The organism is Enterobacter sp. DC4 (assembly GCF_000568095.1).
In the GTDB taxonomy this organism is placed as follows: domain Bacteria; phylum Pseudomonadota; class Gammaproteobacteria; order Enterobacterales; family Enterobacteriaceae; genus Enterobacter; species Enterobacter pseudoroggenkampii.
Map to the genome: position 1 here is coordinate 23,392 of NZ_AZUB01000002.1, position 15,865 is coordinate 39,256.

13 protein-coding genes, 2 tRNA genes and 1 pseudogene are annotated in these 15,865 nt (G+C 56.3%); 10 read left to right on the plus strand and 6 right to left on the minus strand.

Annotated features, from left to right (window positions below):
* The first annotated feature begins 175 nt into the window (after window positions 1-175).
* The 4 genes from P349_RS18250 to plaP all read left to right on the plus strand — a co-directional run bounded on the left by P349_RS18250 (window position 176) and on the right by plaP (window position 3,601).
* Window positions 176-1,000, plus strand: a complete 825-nt coding sequence (locus P349_RS18250; protein ID WP_032646443.1) for an SDR family oxidoreductase — start codon at window positions 176-178, stop codon at window positions 998-1,000.
* A gap of 41 nt (window positions 1,001-1,041) precedes the next feature.
* Window positions 1,042-1,971: a LysR substrate-binding domain-containing protein gene (locus P349_RS18245; RefSeq protein WP_024908071.1), complete on the plus strand. Its 930-nt coding sequence runs from the start codon at window positions 1,042-1,044 to the stop codon at window positions 1,969-1,971.
* A 219-nt stretch (window positions 1,972-2,190) separates the two neighbouring features.
* A complete protein-coding gene (gene yoeI / locus P349_RS26230; RefSeq protein WP_099458931.1) occupies window positions 2,191-2,253 on the plus strand; it encodes a membrane protein YoeI in 63 nt (20 codons plus the stop codon).
* Complete coding sequence (gene plaP, locus P349_RS18240; RefSeq protein WP_008499462.1) at window positions 2,243-3,601, plus strand: putrescine/proton symporter PlaP; 1,359 nt, start codon at window positions 2,243-2,245, stop codon at window positions 3,599-3,601. Before yoeI ends, plaP begins: the two co-directional genes overlap by 11 nt.
* A gap of 122 nt (window positions 3,602-3,723) precedes the next feature.
* On the opposite strand, the gene sbcB is transcribed toward plaP, so the two are convergent.
* Window positions 3,724-5,160, minus strand: a complete 1,437-nt coding sequence (gene sbcB, locus P349_RS18235; protein WP_425340243.1) for an exodeoxyribonuclease I — start codon at window positions 5,158-5,160, stop codon at window positions 3,724-3,726.
* 198 nt (window positions 5,161-5,358) lie between these two features.
* Here sbcB and dacD point away from each other — a divergent pair, with 198 nt between their 5' ends.
* The 4 genes from dacD (at window position 5,359) to P349_RS18215 (ending at window position 8,763) form a co-directional block, all read left to right on the plus strand.
* The gene (gene dacD / locus P349_RS18230) at window positions 5,359-6,525 is read left to right on the plus strand and encodes a serine-type D-Ala-D-Ala carboxypeptidase DacD (RefSeq protein ID WP_032646438.1); all 1,167 of its coding nucleotides are present in this window, start codon (window positions 5,359-5,361) and stop codon (window positions 6,523-6,525) included.
* A 119-nt stretch (window positions 6,526-6,644) separates the two neighbouring features.
* Complete coding sequence (gene sbmC / locus P349_RS18225) at window positions 6,645-7,118, plus strand: DNA gyrase inhibitor SbmC (protein ID WP_032646437.1); 474 nt, start codon at window positions 6,645-6,647, stop codon at window positions 7,116-7,118.
* A gap of 92 nt (window positions 7,119-7,210) precedes the next feature.
* Window positions 7,211-8,269, plus strand: coding sequence for an FUSC family protein (locus P349_RS18220; RefSeq protein WP_024908067.1), 1,059 nt, complete (start codon window positions 7,211-7,213; stop codon window positions 8,267-8,269).
* A 158-nt stretch (window positions 8,270-8,427) separates the two neighbouring features.
* The gene (locus tag P349_RS18215; protein ID WP_008499467.1) at window positions 8,428-8,763 is read left to right on the plus strand and encodes a DUF496 family protein; all 336 of its coding nucleotides are present in this window, start codon (window positions 8,428-8,430) and stop codon (window positions 8,761-8,763) included.
* 47 nt (window positions 8,764-8,810) lie between these two features.
* Here P349_RS18215 and P349_RS18210 read toward each other — a convergent pair whose 3' ends face one another.
* Together P349_RS18210 and P349_RS18205 are read right to left on the minus strand one after the other, a co-directional pair.
* Complete coding sequence (locus P349_RS18210) at window positions 8,811-9,146, minus strand: gamma-glutamylcyclotransferase family protein (protein WP_032646436.1); 336 nt, start codon at window positions 9,144-9,146, stop codon at window positions 8,811-8,813.
* Between the two features lie 53 nt (window positions 9,147-9,199).
* Window positions 9,200-9,275 (minus strand) — tRNA-Asn (locus tag P349_RS18205).
* Between the two features lie 161 nt (window positions 9,276-9,436).
* Here P349_RS18205 and emmdR point away from each other — a divergent pair.
* Window positions 9,437-10,891, plus strand: a complete 1,455-nt coding sequence (gene emmdR / locus P349_RS18200) for a multidrug efflux MATE transporter EmmdR (protein ID WP_152540057.1) — start codon at window positions 9,437-9,439, stop codon at window positions 10,889-10,891.
* Window positions 10,892-10,994: 103 nt separating this feature from the next.
* A tRNA-Asn gene (locus P349_RS18195) sits at window positions 10,995-11,070 on the plus strand.
* A 135-nt stretch (window positions 11,071-11,205) separates the two neighbouring features.
* Here P349_RS18195 and P349_RS18190 read toward each other — a convergent pair.
* The 3 genes and pseudogenes from P349_RS18190 to shiA all read right to left on the minus strand — a co-directional run bounded on the left by P349_RS18190 (window position 11,206) and on the right by shiA (window position 15,838).
* Window positions 11,206-12,978 carry an aminopeptidase P family protein gene (locus P349_RS18190; RefSeq protein ID WP_032646434.1) on the minus strand — a complete coding sequence of 591 codons (1,773 nt, stop codon included), beginning with the start codon at window positions 12,976-12,978 and terminating at the stop codon, window positions 11,206-11,208.
* Between the two features lie 18 nt (window positions 12,979-12,996).
* A pseudogene (locus tag P349_RS18185) lies at window positions 12,997-14,451 on the minus strand (AMP nucleosidase).
* A 73-nt stretch (window positions 14,452-14,524) separates the two neighbouring features.
* A complete protein-coding gene (gene shiA / locus P349_RS18180) occupies window positions 14,525-15,838 on the minus strand; it encodes a shikimate transporter (protein ID WP_032646433.1) in 1,314 nt (437 codons plus the stop codon).
* Window positions 15,839-15,865: the final 27 nt, after the last annotated feature.

Here is a 15,865-nt window from a genome sequence, read left to right on the forward strand (position 1 = left end):
ATAAATTCTCGATGAATGCTTATTCATTTGATGTCTTTTAACGTAAACCAGTTGTACGACATATTGCAAGGGCTTTTTTTGATCATTAATTCATTTCATATTGATGCTATGAATTGTGTGTTCTGCCGGGCTGGCGTAGCCTTATAAAAGACGAGTGAGAGTCAGGAGAATTCGCATGAAAAAGGTCGCGATTGTCGGTTTAGGATGGCTGGGAATGCCGCTGGCGATGTCATTAGCCGCGAAAGGCTGGCAGGTGACCGGGAGCAAAACCACGGCGGATGGGGTAGAGGCAGCGCGCATGTGCGGTATTGATGGCGTTGAACTGCGTCTTGAACCGGAACTGGTGTGTGATGCTGACGACCTGGACACGCTGATGAACGTCGATGCGCTGGTGATCACTCTCCCCGCACGGCGCAGTGGCCCGGGCGAGTCGTTTTATCTGCAGGCGATGCAGGAGATTGTCGACAGCGCGCTGGCGCATCATGTTCCGCGCATCATTTTTACCAGCTCGACCTCGGTCTATGGTGAGGTTGAGGGCGTGGTGAAAGAAAATTCCGAGCGCCGTCCCGTTACGGCCAGCGGTCAGGTTCTGAAAGAGCTGGAAGACTGGCTGCATAATCTTCCCGGCACGCAGGTTGATATCGTACGTCTGGCGGGGCTGGTGGGCCCTGGCCGTCATCCGGGACGCTTTTTCGCCGGGAAGTCTGCGCCAGATGGCCAGCATGTTGTCAATCTTGTGCATCTTGACGATGTTGTTGCCGCGATTGAGCTACTCTTACAGGCTCCGAAAGGTGGACACATCTATAATATATGTGCACCGTCTCATCCGGCGCGCAGCACGTTTTACCCGCTGATGGCACGTCAGCTGGGCCTGGCGCCGCCGGTCTTTGGTGAGGCAAAGGATGACAGTAAAGGCAAAATTGTTGATGGCAATCGCATTTGTCATGAGCTGGGGTTTGAGTATCAGTATCCCGATCCGCTGGTGATGCCCATGGAATAAGTCCCGCAGCGGAGACGATCGCACACCAGAAGGGGGCGAGCATGAAACCGCTGCTGGATGTTCTTATTATTCTGGATGCACTGGAAAAAGAGGGGAGCTTTGCCGCTGCGTCGGCAAAGCTCTACAAAACCCCATCTGCGTTGAGCTATACCGTTCAAAAACTGGAAAGCGATCTCAATATCCAGATCCTCGATCGCTCCGGGCACCGCGCGCGGTTTACCCGTACCGGGCAAATGCTGCTGGAAAAGGGACGCGAAGTCCTCCACACCGTTCGTGAACTCGAAAAACAGGCCGTAAAACTCCATCAGGGCTGGGAAAACGAGCTGGTGATTGGTGTGGATGATACCTTTCCCTTTTCTCTCCTGACGCCGCTGATTGAGGCCTTCTATCAACACCACAGCGTGACGCGGCTGATCTTTATCAACGGCGTGCTGGGAGGCTCCTGGGATGCCTTAACTCAGGGCAGGGCGGATATTTTTGTCGGTGCACTCCACGAGCCTCCCCAGTTGAGCGAGTTTGGTTTTGCGCGTCTGGGCGTGCTGGAGCAGGTGTTCGCCGTAGCGCCCCATCATCCGCTGGCTCAGGAGCCTGAGCCGCTTAACCGCCGCGTGATTAAAGGCTACCGCGCGATTGTGGTGGGGGACAGCTCTCGTCCGGAATGTGCGGTTTCCTCGCAGCTGCTTGACGAGCAGGAGGCCATCACCGTTTTCGACTTTAAAACCAAGCTGGAGCTGCAAATCAGCGGCCTGGGCTGCGGCTATTTACCCCGCTATCTGGCACAGCGGTACATTGACAGCGGTGCGCTTGTTGAAAAACAGGTACTTGCTCAAAACAGCCATGAATCGGTGTGGGTGGGCTGGAATGAACAGACCTCCGGGCTGGCCAGCGCCTGGTGGCGGGACGAAATTTTAGCAAATAGTGCTATCGCCGCTGTATATGCTCAGGGCAGTGTCGAGAAATCAGCCAGTTAGGAAAAAGAAAATTACCCGCTGCGTTGCAAAGTATTGCCTTTTGTATCCGATGTGGGGCAAAATGCCGCCGCTGCAACCAAATGAATAATCGACGATATAAAAGGCGTCGGTTATTTTTTTTTGCATGTACGAAACGAAACTAAAAACCAAGAGGCCGGGCTTCGTACCGGATAGATATTTACTAAAATCCGACAGTTGTTGTCGCTGAGGAAGAAAGAAATGGGGCAATTTTTCGCTTACGTGGCGGTTATTACCGTAAAGGAGAATAACTATGTCGCATAACGCAACTCCAAACACCTCTCGCGTGGAATTACGTAAAACGCTTACGTTGATTCCGGTTGTTATGATGGGCCTGGCCTATATGCAACCAATGACGCTGTTCGATACATTCGGTATCGTATCGGGCCTCACCGACGGTCATGTGCCGACGGCTTACGGCTTCGCGCTGATTGCGATCCTCTTTACCGCGCTGAGCTACGGTAAGCTGGTGCGTCGCTATCCTTCTGCGGGTTCCGCCTACACCTATGCCCAGAAATCCATCAGCCCGACGGTTGGCTTTATGGTCGGCTGGTCTTCGCTGCTCGACTACCTGTTCGCGCCGATGATCAACATTCTGCTGGCAAAAATCTATTTTGAAGCGCTGGTTCCGTCGATTCCATCCTGGATGTTCGTCGTGGCGCTGGTGGCCTTTATGACGGCCTTTAACCTGCGCAGCATCAAGTCCGTTGCCAACTTTAACTCCGTTATCGTTGTGCTTCAGGTTGTCCTGATTGCCGTTATTCTTGGCATGGTGATCTATGGCGTGTTCCACGGTGAAGGCGCTGGCACGCTGGCGAGCAGCAAACCGTTCTGGTCTGGTGATGCGCATGTGATCCCGATGATTACCGGGGCAACCATTCTGTGCTTCTCCTTTACCGGTTTTGACGGGATCAGCAACCTGTCTGAAGAAACGAAAGATGCAGAGCGCGTGATCCCGCGCGCCATCTTCCTGACGGCGCTGATTGGCGGTCTGATCTTTATTTTCTCGACCTATTTCCTGCAGCTGTACTTCCCGGATATCTCTCGCTTCAAGGATCCGGATGCATCTCAGCCGGAAATCATGTTGTATGTGGCGGGTAAAGCGTTCCAGGTCGGCGCGCTGATCTTCTCCACCATCACCGTACTGGCGTCCGGTATGGCCGCGCATGCAGGCGTTGCGCGTCTGATGTACGTGATGGGTCGCGATGGCGTATTCCCGAAAAGCTTCTTCGGCTACGTGCATCCAACCTGGCGTACCCCGGCGATGAACATTATCCTGGTCGGTGCGATCGCGCTTCTGGCGATTAACTTTGACCTGGTGATGGCAACGGCGCTGATTAACTTCGGTGCGCTGGTGGCGTTTACCTTTGTTAACCTGTCGGTTATCTCTCAGTTCTGGATCCGTGAAAAGCGTAACAAGACGCTGAAAGATCACTTCCAGTATCTGTTCCTGCCGATGTGTGGTGCCCTGACCGTGGGCGCGCTGTGGGTTAACCTGGAAGAGAGCTCGATGGTGCTTGGCCTGATTTGGGCGGGTATCGGCCTGGTTTACCTGGCCTGCGTCACGAAGAGCTTCCGTAACCCGGTTCCTCAGTACGAAGACGTCGCGTAAGACTGTGTCGGGTGGCGGCTACGCCTTACCCGACCTACATACCCCGTAGGCCCGCGTAAGCGAAGCGCCACCGGGCAAAAAAAAGCCGGAGACATCGCCTCCGGCTTTTTTATACCCATCGATCAAACTATCTCTTGCGCGTACTGGAACAGGGATTTCAGCAGTGCCTGTTTCTCAGCATTCCCTTCATACTGGCCATAAAGCATTTCCAGCTCCTGGGCGTAGCTGTGCAGATACTCTGGCGTAAACACGTTGCGACGGTGCTGCAGCCAGCGTTCCTGCTCTGCTTCATCCAGGGTTCCCGGGTAGTTACGCGCGCGGTAATTAAACATCAGCTTTTCAATGCGTTTATCGGCGAAGGTGATATCCAGGGCAGGCAAGTTACGCGGCTCGGTTTGCAGAACGATATTCATTGCAGCGCGATCGGCATCGCTGAAGAAACCATTATAGAGCTGGGCATCTACGTTTTCTGACGGTACGAACGGCTCCGCCTCGGCAAAGATGGCGACCACCTTCTCGCGCACCTGCGGGTTTTCGCGCAGCACTTTCAGGTTATCGAGGCAGTGCTGCCGGTTAATGCCCAGCCTGTCTGCATCTTCCGGGCGCAGCGTATTGGCCTGCGCCAGAACCGGACATTTATTGATATGCACCAGTTTGACTGGCACCGCAGGCAGATCGCCGAGTTCATTCTTCGGCGTGTACAGCCGTTCGCGCAGGGTATCGCTGTCAAGCTCCAGCAGCGGCGAAATATCGCCGGCCAAATCCACCATGATCACCGCATTGCGGTTGTCCGGATGCCAGGCCAGCGGGGCGACCCAACTGGTATTACCGCGCCAGGCGCCAAACATGCCGGAAATATGCACCAGCGGCTTCATCTGCGGCACATCAATCAGCGTGGTCAACTTCTGTTTACTGCGGTGGCTCAGCAGATACTCGAACAGTCGTGGCTGCGCGCTTTTCACCAGCTTCGCCATGGCAATGGTGGCATAGACGTCCGCCATCGCGTCGTGGGCATTGCTGTGCTCAATACCGTTGGCGCGGGTCAGGTGTTCCAGCCGGAAGCTGGTCAGCCCTTCCTCATTTTCCGGCCAGTTAATGCCTTCGGGACGCAGGGCGTAGCAGGCGCGCATGATGTCGAGCAAATCCCAGCGCGAATTGCGGTTCTGCCAGCTCCAGGCATAGGGATCGTAGAAGTTACGATAGAAGATATTGCGCGTCACTTCGTCATCGAAGCGGATGTTGTTGTAACCGACCACGCAGGTATTGGGGACGGTAAACAGGTCGTGGATGCGTCGTGCGAATTCTGCCTCGTTAACGCCTTTTTCTCGCGCTTCCTGAGGAGTGATTCCGGTGACCATCACCGCGCCGGGCTGCGGCAGGTAGTCATCCGCAGGCTTGCAGTAAAAGACCTCTGGCTCGCCAATGATGTTGAATTCGTCGTCGGTACGGATGGCGGCAAACTGCGCCGGTCGGTCCAGCGCCGGGTGAGTGCCAAAGGTCTCATAGTCATGAAATAAAAAAGTCGGGCGAGCGGCAGAGTCAGACACCAGTAATACCATCCTGTTAAAAAATGACGTCACTATGGTAAACGATCGTGCGGTCGAGACCGAATAAAAAGCACCTCCACATTGCAGATTTGCGCGCCAGCTTCAGAGAAAAATCTGCGTTCTGTCACATTTTTTTGCAATTAAGCCAGGTAACGACATCAGAACTCCCGTAAAAAGGTCATCGATTTTTAATGACCTGAGGATATACCGTTGAAACGCCGTCTGTTTATTGCTGTTTCTTTACTCGCTTCGAGTGTCTCATCTGCTTTTGCGGCCGAACCACTGGATTTTTCGCCGCAGCCTCCGGCCATTCAGGCTGGCTCCTGGGTGCTGATGGATTACACGACTGGTCAGATCTTAACGGCGGGCAACGAACATCAACAACGCAATCCGGCGAGCCTGACCAAGCTGATGACGGGGTATGTGGTTGATCGGGCCATTGATAGCCACCGCATTACCCCGGACGACATCGTCACCGTAGGGCGCGATGCCTGGGCAAAAGGGAACCCGGTGTTTGACGGTTCATCGCTGATGTTCCTGAAAGAGGGCGATCGCGTCTCCGTGCGCGACTTAAGCCGTGGCCTGATTGTCGACTCCGGCAACGACGCCTGCGTGGCGCTGGCCGATCACGTGGCGGGCGGTCAGCCGCAGTTTGTGAAGATGATGAACGACTACGTGCAGAAGCTGAACCTGCGCGATACGCATTTTGAAACCGTCCACGGGCTGGATGCGCCGGGCCAGCACAGCTCGGCCTATGACCTGGCCGTACTCTCCCGCGCCATCATCCACGGTGAGCCCGAGTTTTATCATATGTACAGCGAAAAGAGCCTGACCTGGAACGGGATCACCCAGCAAAACCGTAACGGCCTGCTGTGGGATAAAACCATGAACGTGGACGGGCTGAAAACAGGGCATACCTCGGGGGCGGGTTTTAACCTGATTGCGTCCGCCGTTGACGGCCAGCGCCGGTTAATCGCGGTAGTGATGGGGGCGGACAGTCCGAAAGGGCGCGAAGACCAGGCCCGGAAACTGCTGCACTGGGGGCAGCAGAATTTCGATACGGTGCAGATCCTGCATAGCGGTAAAAAAGTGGGGACAGAGCGGATCTGGTACGGCGATAAGGAGCAGGTGAAACTGGGTACCGACCAGGACTTCTGGCTGGCCCTGCCGAAAGCGGAAGTGCCTAACATCAAAGCCAAATACGTACTGGATAAAAAAGAGCTGGAAGCGCCGATCGCCGCGCACCAGCGGGTCGGGGAGATCCAGCTCTACGACCGCGACAAAGTGGTGGCGCACTGGCCGCTGGTGACGCTGGAAGCCGTTGATAAAGGCGGCCTGTTCTCTCGGCTGAGCGATTATCTGCACCACACGCTCTAACGGCAGATGAGCAGACTGGCAGGGTTGCGAGTCTGCTCACATAATAAACACTCCTCGTTTGCTGATAATAGTAATCCGGTTTTATAGTGTATAAATATACAGTAATAAGCGGAGGCAGCATGGACTACAGCATTAAGCAGCAACAGAAACGTAAGATTGCCGGTTTTCATTTGGTCGGACCGTGGGAACAAACGGTAAAACAAGGCTTTGAACAGCTGGTGATGTGGGTCGATGGGCGTCACATTGAGCCGCTGGAGTGGGTGGCGGTCTACTACGATAACCCGGATGAAGTCCCGGCAGAAAAACTGCGCTGTGATACGGCCGTTACGGTACCGGATGATTTCGTTATCCCGGAAAACAGCGAAGGCGTCATGATGACGGAAATCGCGGCCGGGGATTATGCCGTGGCGACGGCGCGCGTGGAAAACTACGACTTCGCCACGCCGTGGTATCAGTTCTTTAATTCCCTGCTGCAGGACAATAAGTACCAGATGGCGCTCAAACCTTGCTTCGAACGCTATCTCAATGACGGCAATGCGGACGGTTACTGGGATATCGAAATGTATATCGCGGTAGAGCATAAAACGGTTTAAGCCTGCTAAGTGAAGGGTTTTTCAGCCGGGAGCGATCCGCCCGGCTGAAAACACAGTACAATTGTGATTTGCCGTGTAGCTGGAGAGCGGGTGTGCGTCCCGACAAATCATTAACCCCTTTTGAAATTCGGTTGTACAAACACTACCGCGTGGTGCATGGATGCCGCATCGCGCTGGCTTTCGTGCTGACGTTTGTACTGGTGCGTTTATTGGATGTTCCGGAAGGGACGTGGCCGCTGATCACGCTGGTGGTGGTGATGGGGCCCATCTCGTTTTGGGGGAACGTTGTTCCGCGCGCCCTGGAGCGCATTGGCGGGACCGTGTTAGGTTCGGCTCTGGGGCTTATCGCCCTCAAGCTGGAGCTTATCTCGTTTCCGGTGATGCTGGCATGGTGCGGTGCCGCCATGTTCCTGTGCGGCTGGCTGGCGTTGGGTAAAAAGCCGTATCAGGCGCTGCTGATCGGTATTACGCTCGCGGTGGTGGTCGGTGCGCCCGCCGGGGATATGACCACGGCGCTGTGGCGAAGCGGGGATGTCATCCTGGGTTCACTGCTGGCGATGCTCTTCACCGGTATCTGGCCGCAGCGTGCTTTTCTGCACTGGCGTATTCAGATGGCCAGCTACGTCACCGCGTTTAACCGCGTCTATCAAGCCGGTTTTTCCCCGAATCTGGTTGAACGCCCACGCCTGGAAAAGCACCTGCAGACCATCCTTAACGACGTGGTCAAAATGCGCGGCCTGATCACGCCCGCCAGCAAAGAAACCCATATTCAGAAATCAATTTTCGAAGCTATCCAGACGGTAAGCCGCAATCTGGTCTGCATGCTTGAGCTGCAAATCAACGCCCACTGGGCCACGCGCCCCAGCCATCTGTTGATGCTTAACGCGCAGACCCTCAAAGAGACCCAGCAGATGACGCAGCAAACGCTGTTGACCATCGCTCATGCGCTCTATGAAGGGAACCCGCAGCCGATACTGGCCAACAGCGAGCGACTGAACGAGATTGTCGCGGAGCTGAAGCAGTTAATCAATGAACGCCAGAGCGATAACGTGGCGGAAACGCCTATTCATGGCTACGTCTGGCTGAGCATGGAACTGGCGCGGCAGCTTGAGCTGTTATCGCATCTGATTTGCCGGGCGCTGCGCAAATAAAAGGCGTATGTGACGGCTGCTGCTTCGATTCAGCAGCAATTGGGGTTATGATAGCTTTAAACGATATACTCATTGTCATTCGCAGCCGCTGTCAGTAAGGTTATTGTCACAACGGTTGCCTTAACGAATCCGAATCTCACATTATCAGGGGTGTAAAAATGGAAACTACCAAGCCTTCGTTCCAGGATGTTCTGGAATTCGTCCGCCTGTTCCGCCGCAAAAACAAACTGCAGCGTGAAATCCAGGACGTTGAGAAGAAGATCCGTGACAACCAGAAACGTGTTCTGCTGCTCGACAACCTGAGCGACTACATCAAGCCAGGTATGAGCGTTGAAGCTATTCAGGGCATCATCGCCAGCATGAAGAGCGACTATGAAGACCGTGTTGATGACTACATCATCAAAAACGCTGAGCTGTCCAAAGAGCGTCGCGACATCTCCAAGAAGCTGAAAGTGATGGGCGAAATCAAAAACGGCGAAGCAAAAAGCGAGTAATCGCAGCGAATAGTGAAAAAGGCTCTCTGGTGACAGAGAGCCTTTTTTTATGACGCAGAATGGGGCTGTAGCTGATAAATCCAGGCCTGGACCTGCTTGCCTTCAGCAGTGGTCACCGTGACCTCAACCCGATCGTAGCCGTCTTCAAACTCATCCAGCATTGGCCAGTGTGCGGCAAGGCTATCAGAGATAAACAAATAGCCTTCGACACGGGGTCCGTTAGGGTGGAGCACGATCCCCGGAAAGTCCGCCGCAGCACCCCAGCCGCGTTCGTAAAACGTACCGGATACGGAACCGGTCAGCCATTCGCCGCCAATGTTTTCAAGAATATGCGCATTTGAGTGGCCCGGGCGCAGCGTGCCGTAGACAAACAGAGCGTTCATTTTCCCTCATCCGCAAAGCAAAAAGCCTGCTTTAAAAGCAGGCTTTTCAAATTTGGCTCCTCTGACTGGACTCGAACCAGTGACATACGGATTAACAGTCCGCCGTTCTACCGACTGAACTACAGAGGAATCGTTGTGGAGGCTTATCTTAGCGGCGAAAAAAGTTTTGTCAAACCTGATCTTAGGGAAAATCGACTGATTGCTGATTCTGTCGTCAGTTTGTTGTAAATCCACACATCTTTTTCCGGAAAATACTTTGCAGGATGAGCATTTCTCCCCCATCATTTGAAATGGAGTTTCAACTTTTCTCGCTAAGGTCCATTTTGAACGTTACTGCCTCCTTACGCCAGGCGATCGTGCGCACGCCATGGTATGCAAAACGTAAAAGCTATCGGGTTCTCTTCTGGCGTGAAATCACCCCTCTTGCCGTGCCTATCTTCCTGGAAAATACCTGCGTTTTGCTGATGGGGGTCCTGAGCACCTTCCTGGTGAGCTGGCTGGGGAAAGAGGCGATGGCCGGGGTGGGGCTGGCGGACAGCTTTAACATGGTGGTGATCTCGTTCTTTGCCGCCATAGACCTCGGGACGACGGTGGTGGTGGCCTTTAGCCTCGGCAAGCTTGACCCCAAACGTGCACGCGAGGCGGCCCGCCAGTCGCTGATGATCATGACCATTTTTTCGATTATTCTGGCGGCGGTAATCCACTATTTCGGCAAAGAGATTATCGACTTTGTCGCCGGGGAGGCCACGAATGAGGTTAAAGACCTGGCGCTGACCTATCTTGAGATGACCGTCATCAGCTATCCGGCGGCGGCCATCGCCCTGATTGGTAGCGGTGCGCTGCGCGGGGCGGGCAACACCAAAATTCCGCTGCTGATCAACGGCGGAATGAATATCCTGAATATCATTATCAGCAGCGTGCTGATCTACGGTGTGTTCTCGTGGGACGGGCTGGGGTTCGTCGGCGCCGGACTGGGGCTGACCATTTCACGCTATATCGGTGCGGCTGCCATCATCGGGGTGCTGATGGCGGGGATCACTCCCTCGCTACGTCTGACGCTGAAAAGTTATTTCCGCCCCTTTAATTTCGCCATTATCTGGGAAGTGATGGGGATCGGCATTCCTGCAAGCATTGAGTCGGTGTTGTTTAACGGCGGGAAATTGCTGACGCAGATGTTTGTCGCCGGCATGGGCACCGACGTGATCGCCGGTAACTTCATCGCCTTCTCCATCGCCTCGCTGATTAACCTGCCGGGTAACGCGCTGGGCTCTGCATCAACCATCATCACCGGGAAACGGCTCGGGAAAGGGCAGATAGGCCAGGCGGAGCGACAGCTACGGCACGTCTTCTGGCTGTCGACTATTGGACTGACCGTGATTGCCTGGGGAACCGCCCCGTTTGCCGGGCTGATGGCCTCGTTCTATACCCACGAAGACGACGTTAAAGAGGTCGTTAAGATCCTCATCTGGCTCAATGCGGCCTTTATGCCCATCTGGGCGGCCTCATGGGTATTGCCCGCCGGGCTAAAGGGCGCGCGCGACGCCCGCTTTGCGATGTGGGTGTCGATGCTAGGCATGTGGGGATGTCGCGTCGTGGCGGGGTATACGCTCGGGGTGATGCTCGGATGGGGAGTGGTCGGCGTCTGGCTGGGGATGTTCCTCGACTGGGCCGTGCGGGGCGCGCTGTTCTACTGGCGGATGGTCAGCGGGCGCTGGCTGTGGAAATATCCGCGAAAAAATGCCTGACAATTGCGCGAAATGGAGAATAATTCGGCAAACGATCGGAAATATGCATTCTGCCTTTGACATCCCGGGGAGGCATCGATAATATGCGCCCCGTTCACACGATTCCTCTGTAGTTCAGTCGGTAGAACGGCGGACTGTTAATCCGTATGTCACTGGTTCGAGTCCAGTCAGAGGAGCCAAATTTGAAAAGCCTGCTTTTAAAGCAGGCTTTTTGCTTTTCTGCGCCGGGTAAAATTGTCGGGTGGCGGCTTCGCCTTACCCGACCTACGGGACTGTAGGCCCGGTAAGCGCAGCGCCACCGGGCAAAAGCCGCACTATCGATCCAAACTAATCGGCGTCGTCGCCTCTACCAGCCACGGACGCGCATCGCTGTTCACCAGAGGTGACAGCGCCTCGCGTACCTGCTGGTGATACGCATCCAGCCACTGCTTCTCCTGCTCGCTCAGCAAATGCAGCTCAACCTGACTTAAGTCGATCGGGATCAGCGTCAGCGAGGCAAACCTGCAGAACCCCGGACGGCTCTCCACAATTTCCACCTGGTTTTCAATACGAATACCATGGCTGTCGCCCAGATAGTAGCCCGGTTCAATCGTCATGATATTGCCCGCCACCAGCGGCCACGGGTTGACCTTTTTGGCGATGCGATGTGGGTTCTCATGGATAAGAAGCTGATGACCGACGCCATGCCCCGTGCCGTGATCGTAATCCAGCCCCATTTCCCACAGCGGACGACGCGCGAAGGCATCCAGCTGATGCCCCTGAGTCCCGGAAGGGAACTGCAGGGTAATCAGCGACAGGAAGCCTCTCAGCACGGCGGTGTAGTGCAGTCGCTGCTGCGGATCGACCTTACCCCATGCCAGCGTGCGCGTGGCGTCGGTGGTGCCATTCACATACTGGCCGCCAGAATCGTTCAGGTAAAAATGATCGTGGCCGATATGCTTATTGCTGGCCTCGCTCGAATGGTAGTGACACATCGCTGCATTGCTCGAAGAGGCGGAGATGGTTGCAAAACTCTGCTCGATGAACCCAGGCTGCTGTTGACGGAACGCAAGCTGCTGCGCCTGAACTTCCAGCTCTGTTAGCGGATTCCCTGCCGCCTCGCGCAGCGGCACTTCGCGGCTCAGCCAGGCCAGGAAGTTGACCCAGGCGGCACCGTCATGGTGATGACACTCGCGATAACCTGCCAGCTCGACCGGGTTTTTGGTGGCCTTTATCAGGGTGATGGGGTCAGTACGCCAGACAATTTCTCCCCGTGGCTCAATGGCGAAGCGCAGAGCCACCGGTGCGGAATCGGCATCAATCATCACCCGTTTGCCTTCAGCAATCTGCTGACAGCGTTCGATAAAAGCGTCCTGCGGCGCAATGGTAAACGCATTGCGCACCTCTGCTGGCAGGGCGCTGAGCTTATTGTCGTTAACAAACCACTCAACGCGACCGTCACGACCAAGAAGGGCAAAGGAGAGCGGTACCGGGCTGTAAGGGATATCCGCGCCACGCACGTTCAGCAGCCAGGCAATGTTATCCGGCAGCGTAACGGCGAGATAATCGGCATTGTTTGCGGCCAGCACGGCGGCGACGCGCAGACGTTTGTCCTCGCTGCTTTCACCGCAGTGTTCAACCGGCATTTCCCGGATAAGCCCCGCCGGTGCGGCAGGGCGGTCAGTCCATAGGGCGTCAAACGGCGAGGCCTTGAGAGGAACCAGCTCGCACGGCGTGGCAGACAGTTGCTCAAACTCCGAGTTGGTCATCAGCAGCGGATCAAAACCAATGCGCGTCCCGGCCTCCACGTTGTCCGCCAGCCATTCTGCCAGCGGCTCGTTGTGCAGGTGGTGGATCTCAACCTCATCCGTATTGACCTGAACGCGAGCCTGAACCTGATAGCGCCCGTCGACGAACAGCAGCGCTTTGTTTTTCAGCACCAGCGCCACGCCGGCCGAACCGTCAAAGCCCGTCAGCCAGGCCAGCTTTTCGTCGTATGGCGCGCAGTATTCGCTCTGCCAGGCATCCGCACGCGGGACGATCATCCCGTCGAGACGGCTGGCCTCGAGCCAGTGGCGCAGGGCAGAGAGCGGAGATGTGCTGGACATGGTTATTCCTTATCGTTATTAGCGGAATGGCGGCTCGTTGAAGGTGCGCAGCTTGCGGGAATGGAGCCTGTCACCTTCCGCCCGCAGCAGGTCAATGGCGCGAATACCAATCTGCAGATGCTCTGAGATAGCCCCCTCATAGAAGCGGTTGGCCTGCCCCGGCAGCTAAATTTCGCCGTGCAGCGGCTTATCGGAGACGCACAGCAGAGTGCCGTAGGGAACGCGGAAGCGATACCCCTGTGCGGCGATGGTGGCGCTCTCCATATCAATGGCCACCGCGCGGCTCAGGTTGAACCGCAGCGCGGAGGCGGAGTAACGCAGCTCCCAGTTGCGGTCATCCGTCGTGACGACCGTACCGGTGCGCAGGCGCTGCTTAACTTCTTCACCCGGCATGCCGCTGACCTCTTTGGTCGCGTCATACAGCGCGCGCTGTACCTCTGCGATGCTCGGGATTGGGATATCCGGCGGCAGCACCGCATCCAGCACGTGGTCATCACGCAGATAGGCGTGGGCGAGCACGTAGTCGCCAATCAGCTGGCTTTCACGCAGGCCGCCGCAGTGGCCGATCATCAGCCACACGTCCGGACGCAGCACCGCCAGATGGTCGCAGATGGTCTTGGCATTTGACGGGCCCACGCCAATGTTAATCAGCGTGATGCCCTGACCGTCGGCGGTGATCAGGTGCCAGGCGGGCATCTGGTGCTTTTTCCATGCCAGGTCGGAGATAGCCTGCTCAGGCGCTTCGGTCTCCGCGGTGATCCAGATCCCGCCCGCGCAGGACAGCGCGATGTACGGGCTTTCCGGGTCGAGGATCTGGCTGCAGCCCCAGCGGACAAACTCGTCAACGTAGCGGGTGTAGTTGGTAAAGAGGACGAACGGCTGGAAATGTTCGACGGGCGTGCCGGTGTAGTGGCGCAGACGCGCCAGGGAGAAATCGACCCGGCGGGCATCAAAGTGCGACAGGGGAGAAAATTCTGCCGGGTGATAGATCCCATCGGCCGTCTCATCGCCAATCTGTGAAAGCTCCGTCGTCGGGAAGTGGCGGGTCAGCCCCGCACTCATTGAGCGATCCAGCGTTAGCGCCGAGCCGTCTATCACGTACGGATAAGGGATTTCATGCTGCGAGGGCTCAACGTGAATGTGCGCGCCGTAATCCTGATACAGCAGCGTCAGCTGTTCTTCAAGATACGGGCGGAAAAGTGCCGGGCGGGTAACGGTGGTACTGTAGCAGCCGGAGTGGGTAAAACGGGCGTAGGCGCGGGTTTTCGGTGTCGTGCTGGCGCTGCCGTCCCAGGTCACAGAGAGCGATGGATAAACAAAAAGGCCCTCGGTTCTGGCCTTTTCGTCGGGAAGTTTCCCTGTTTCGATATATTCGCTGATGGCGCCGCGCAGCGCGTTGACGGACTGTTCGTACAGCGCGTCGAGTTTTTCCAGCGCCTGAGCCGGGGTCAGGCTGGAGCCCTTATTATTCATCTCTGTCTCCTTGTTCCACAGGTATGCGACTCTATCCGATAGTATGTCACACGCCTGTGAAACAAAAGTGAGATCAGCGGTGGCTCGTCTCTTTCATCAGTAGCGCCGTCGCCGCCGACAGCAGGCAACCGGCCAGCAGATAAATCGCCACGCTGTGCCAGTTGCCTCCGGAGAAGGTCACCAGCGCGGCGGCTATAAACGGCGTAAACCCGCCGCCGACCACGCTTGCGACCTGGTAACCCACGCCCGCGCCGCTGTAGCGGTAGCTGGCGCCGAACAGTTCGGTAAACATCGGCTGCTGTACGGAGACCACCATATCGTGAGCGATGTTCGCGAGCATGATGGCAAAGAAGACAATCCAGAAGATCGACTGCGCCTCCAGCGCCATAAAGAATGGCCAGGCGCTGAGGCTCCCAATCAGCGCGCCGGTGATGTAGACGCGACGGCGGCCAAACCGGTCCGCCAGCCAGGCGAAGCAGGGTATCGTCAGGCAGCTGATCCCGCCGACCAGCAGGCCGATATTCAGGAACAGCTCGCGCGGTAGGCCGAGATTCTGCGTCGAGTAGTTCAGGGCAAAGGCGGTGACGATATACATCGTCAGCAGCTCGCACAGGCGCAGGGCGATAATTTTCAGAAAAGCGCCAGGGTGCCGAATCAGGGCTTCCATCACCGGCAGCCGCTTTTTGACGGCAGGTTTTTCCTGCTGCTTTTCGAACTCTGCCGACTCCTCCATTCCGTTACGGATCCACAGTGCGGCAATAACCAGCACGATGCTGAAGATGAACGGAAGGCGCCAGCCCCAGCTCAGGAACTGCTCGTCGGTGGTGAGCTGGCTGATTAACGATACCAGCCCTGTGGAAAGCAGCAGCCCTACGCCGTACCCGACCTGCACGCCGCTGCTGTAAAACGCTTTCTTATTTTTTGGCGCGCTCTCAACGGATAACAGCGCCGCGCCGCCCCATTCGCCACCCACGGCGAAGCCCTGAATGGCGCGTAATGTCACCAGCAATACCGGTGCCCACCAGCCAATGGCGGAAAACGACGGGAGAATGCCAATCAATGCGGTGGCGATCCCCATCATCCAGACGGTGAGCATCAGCATGCGCTTGCGGCCAAGACGGTCGCCGAAGTGGCCGAAGATCACCCCGCCCAGCGGGCGAAACAGAAAGCCGACGCCGAAGGTGGCAAACGCGGCGAGAGTGCCCATCGCAGGGCTGACCTGAGGGAAAAACTCGCGGTTGAACACCAGCGCGGCAGTGATGCCGTAAAGCAGAAAATCATACCAGTCGACGACGGCACCCGCGAAGCTGCCGAGTGCGGCGCGGCGGGCACGATTGAGCGAAGGGGTCTCCTCGTTGGGACGATCGGAGATGAGGGTGGAGTCCATAGTTGTCCTGTCCGTACTGATTTTTTA

Excerpts from the sequence above, each read along its gene's own strand:
- P349_RS18250 (WP_032646443.1), top strand. The coding sequence starts at position 176 with ATGAAAAAGGTCGCGATTGTCGGTTTAGGATGGCTGGGAATGCCGCTG.
- P349_RS18245 (WP_024908071.1), top strand. The coding sequence starts at position 1,042 with ATGAAACCGCTGCTGGATGTTCTTATTATTCTGGATGCACTGGAAAAA.
- plaP (WP_008499462.1), top strand. The coding sequence starts at position 2,243 with ATGTCGCATAACGCAACTCCAAACACCTCTCGCGTGGAATTACGTAAA.
- sbcB (WP_425340243.1), bottom strand. The coding sequence starts at position 5,160 with ATGGTATTACTGGTGTCTGACTCTGCCGCTCGCCCGACTTTTTTATTT.
- sbmC (WP_032646437.1), top strand. The coding sequence starts at position 6,645 with ATGGACTACAGCATTAAGCAGCAACAGAAACGTAAGATTGCCGGTTTT.
- P349_RS18215 (WP_008499467.1), top strand. The coding sequence starts at position 8,428 with ATGGAAACTACCAAGCCTTCGTTCCAGGATGTTCTGGAATTCGTCCGC.
- P349_RS18210 (WP_032646436.1), bottom strand. The coding sequence starts at position 9,146 with ATGAACGCTCTGTTTGTCTACGGCACGCTGCGCCCGGGCCACTCAAAT.
- emmdR (WP_152540057.1), top strand. The coding sequence starts at position 9,437 with ATGGAGTTTCAACTTTTCTCGCTAAGGTCCATTTTGAACGTTACTGCC.
- P349_RS18190 (WP_032646434.1), bottom strand. The coding sequence starts at position 12,978 with ATGTCCAGCACATCTCCGCTCTCTGCCCTGCGCCACTGGCTCGAGGCC.
- shiA (WP_032646433.1), bottom strand. The coding sequence starts at position 15,838 with ATGGACTCCACCCTCATCTCCGATCGTCCCAACGAGGAGACCCCTTCG.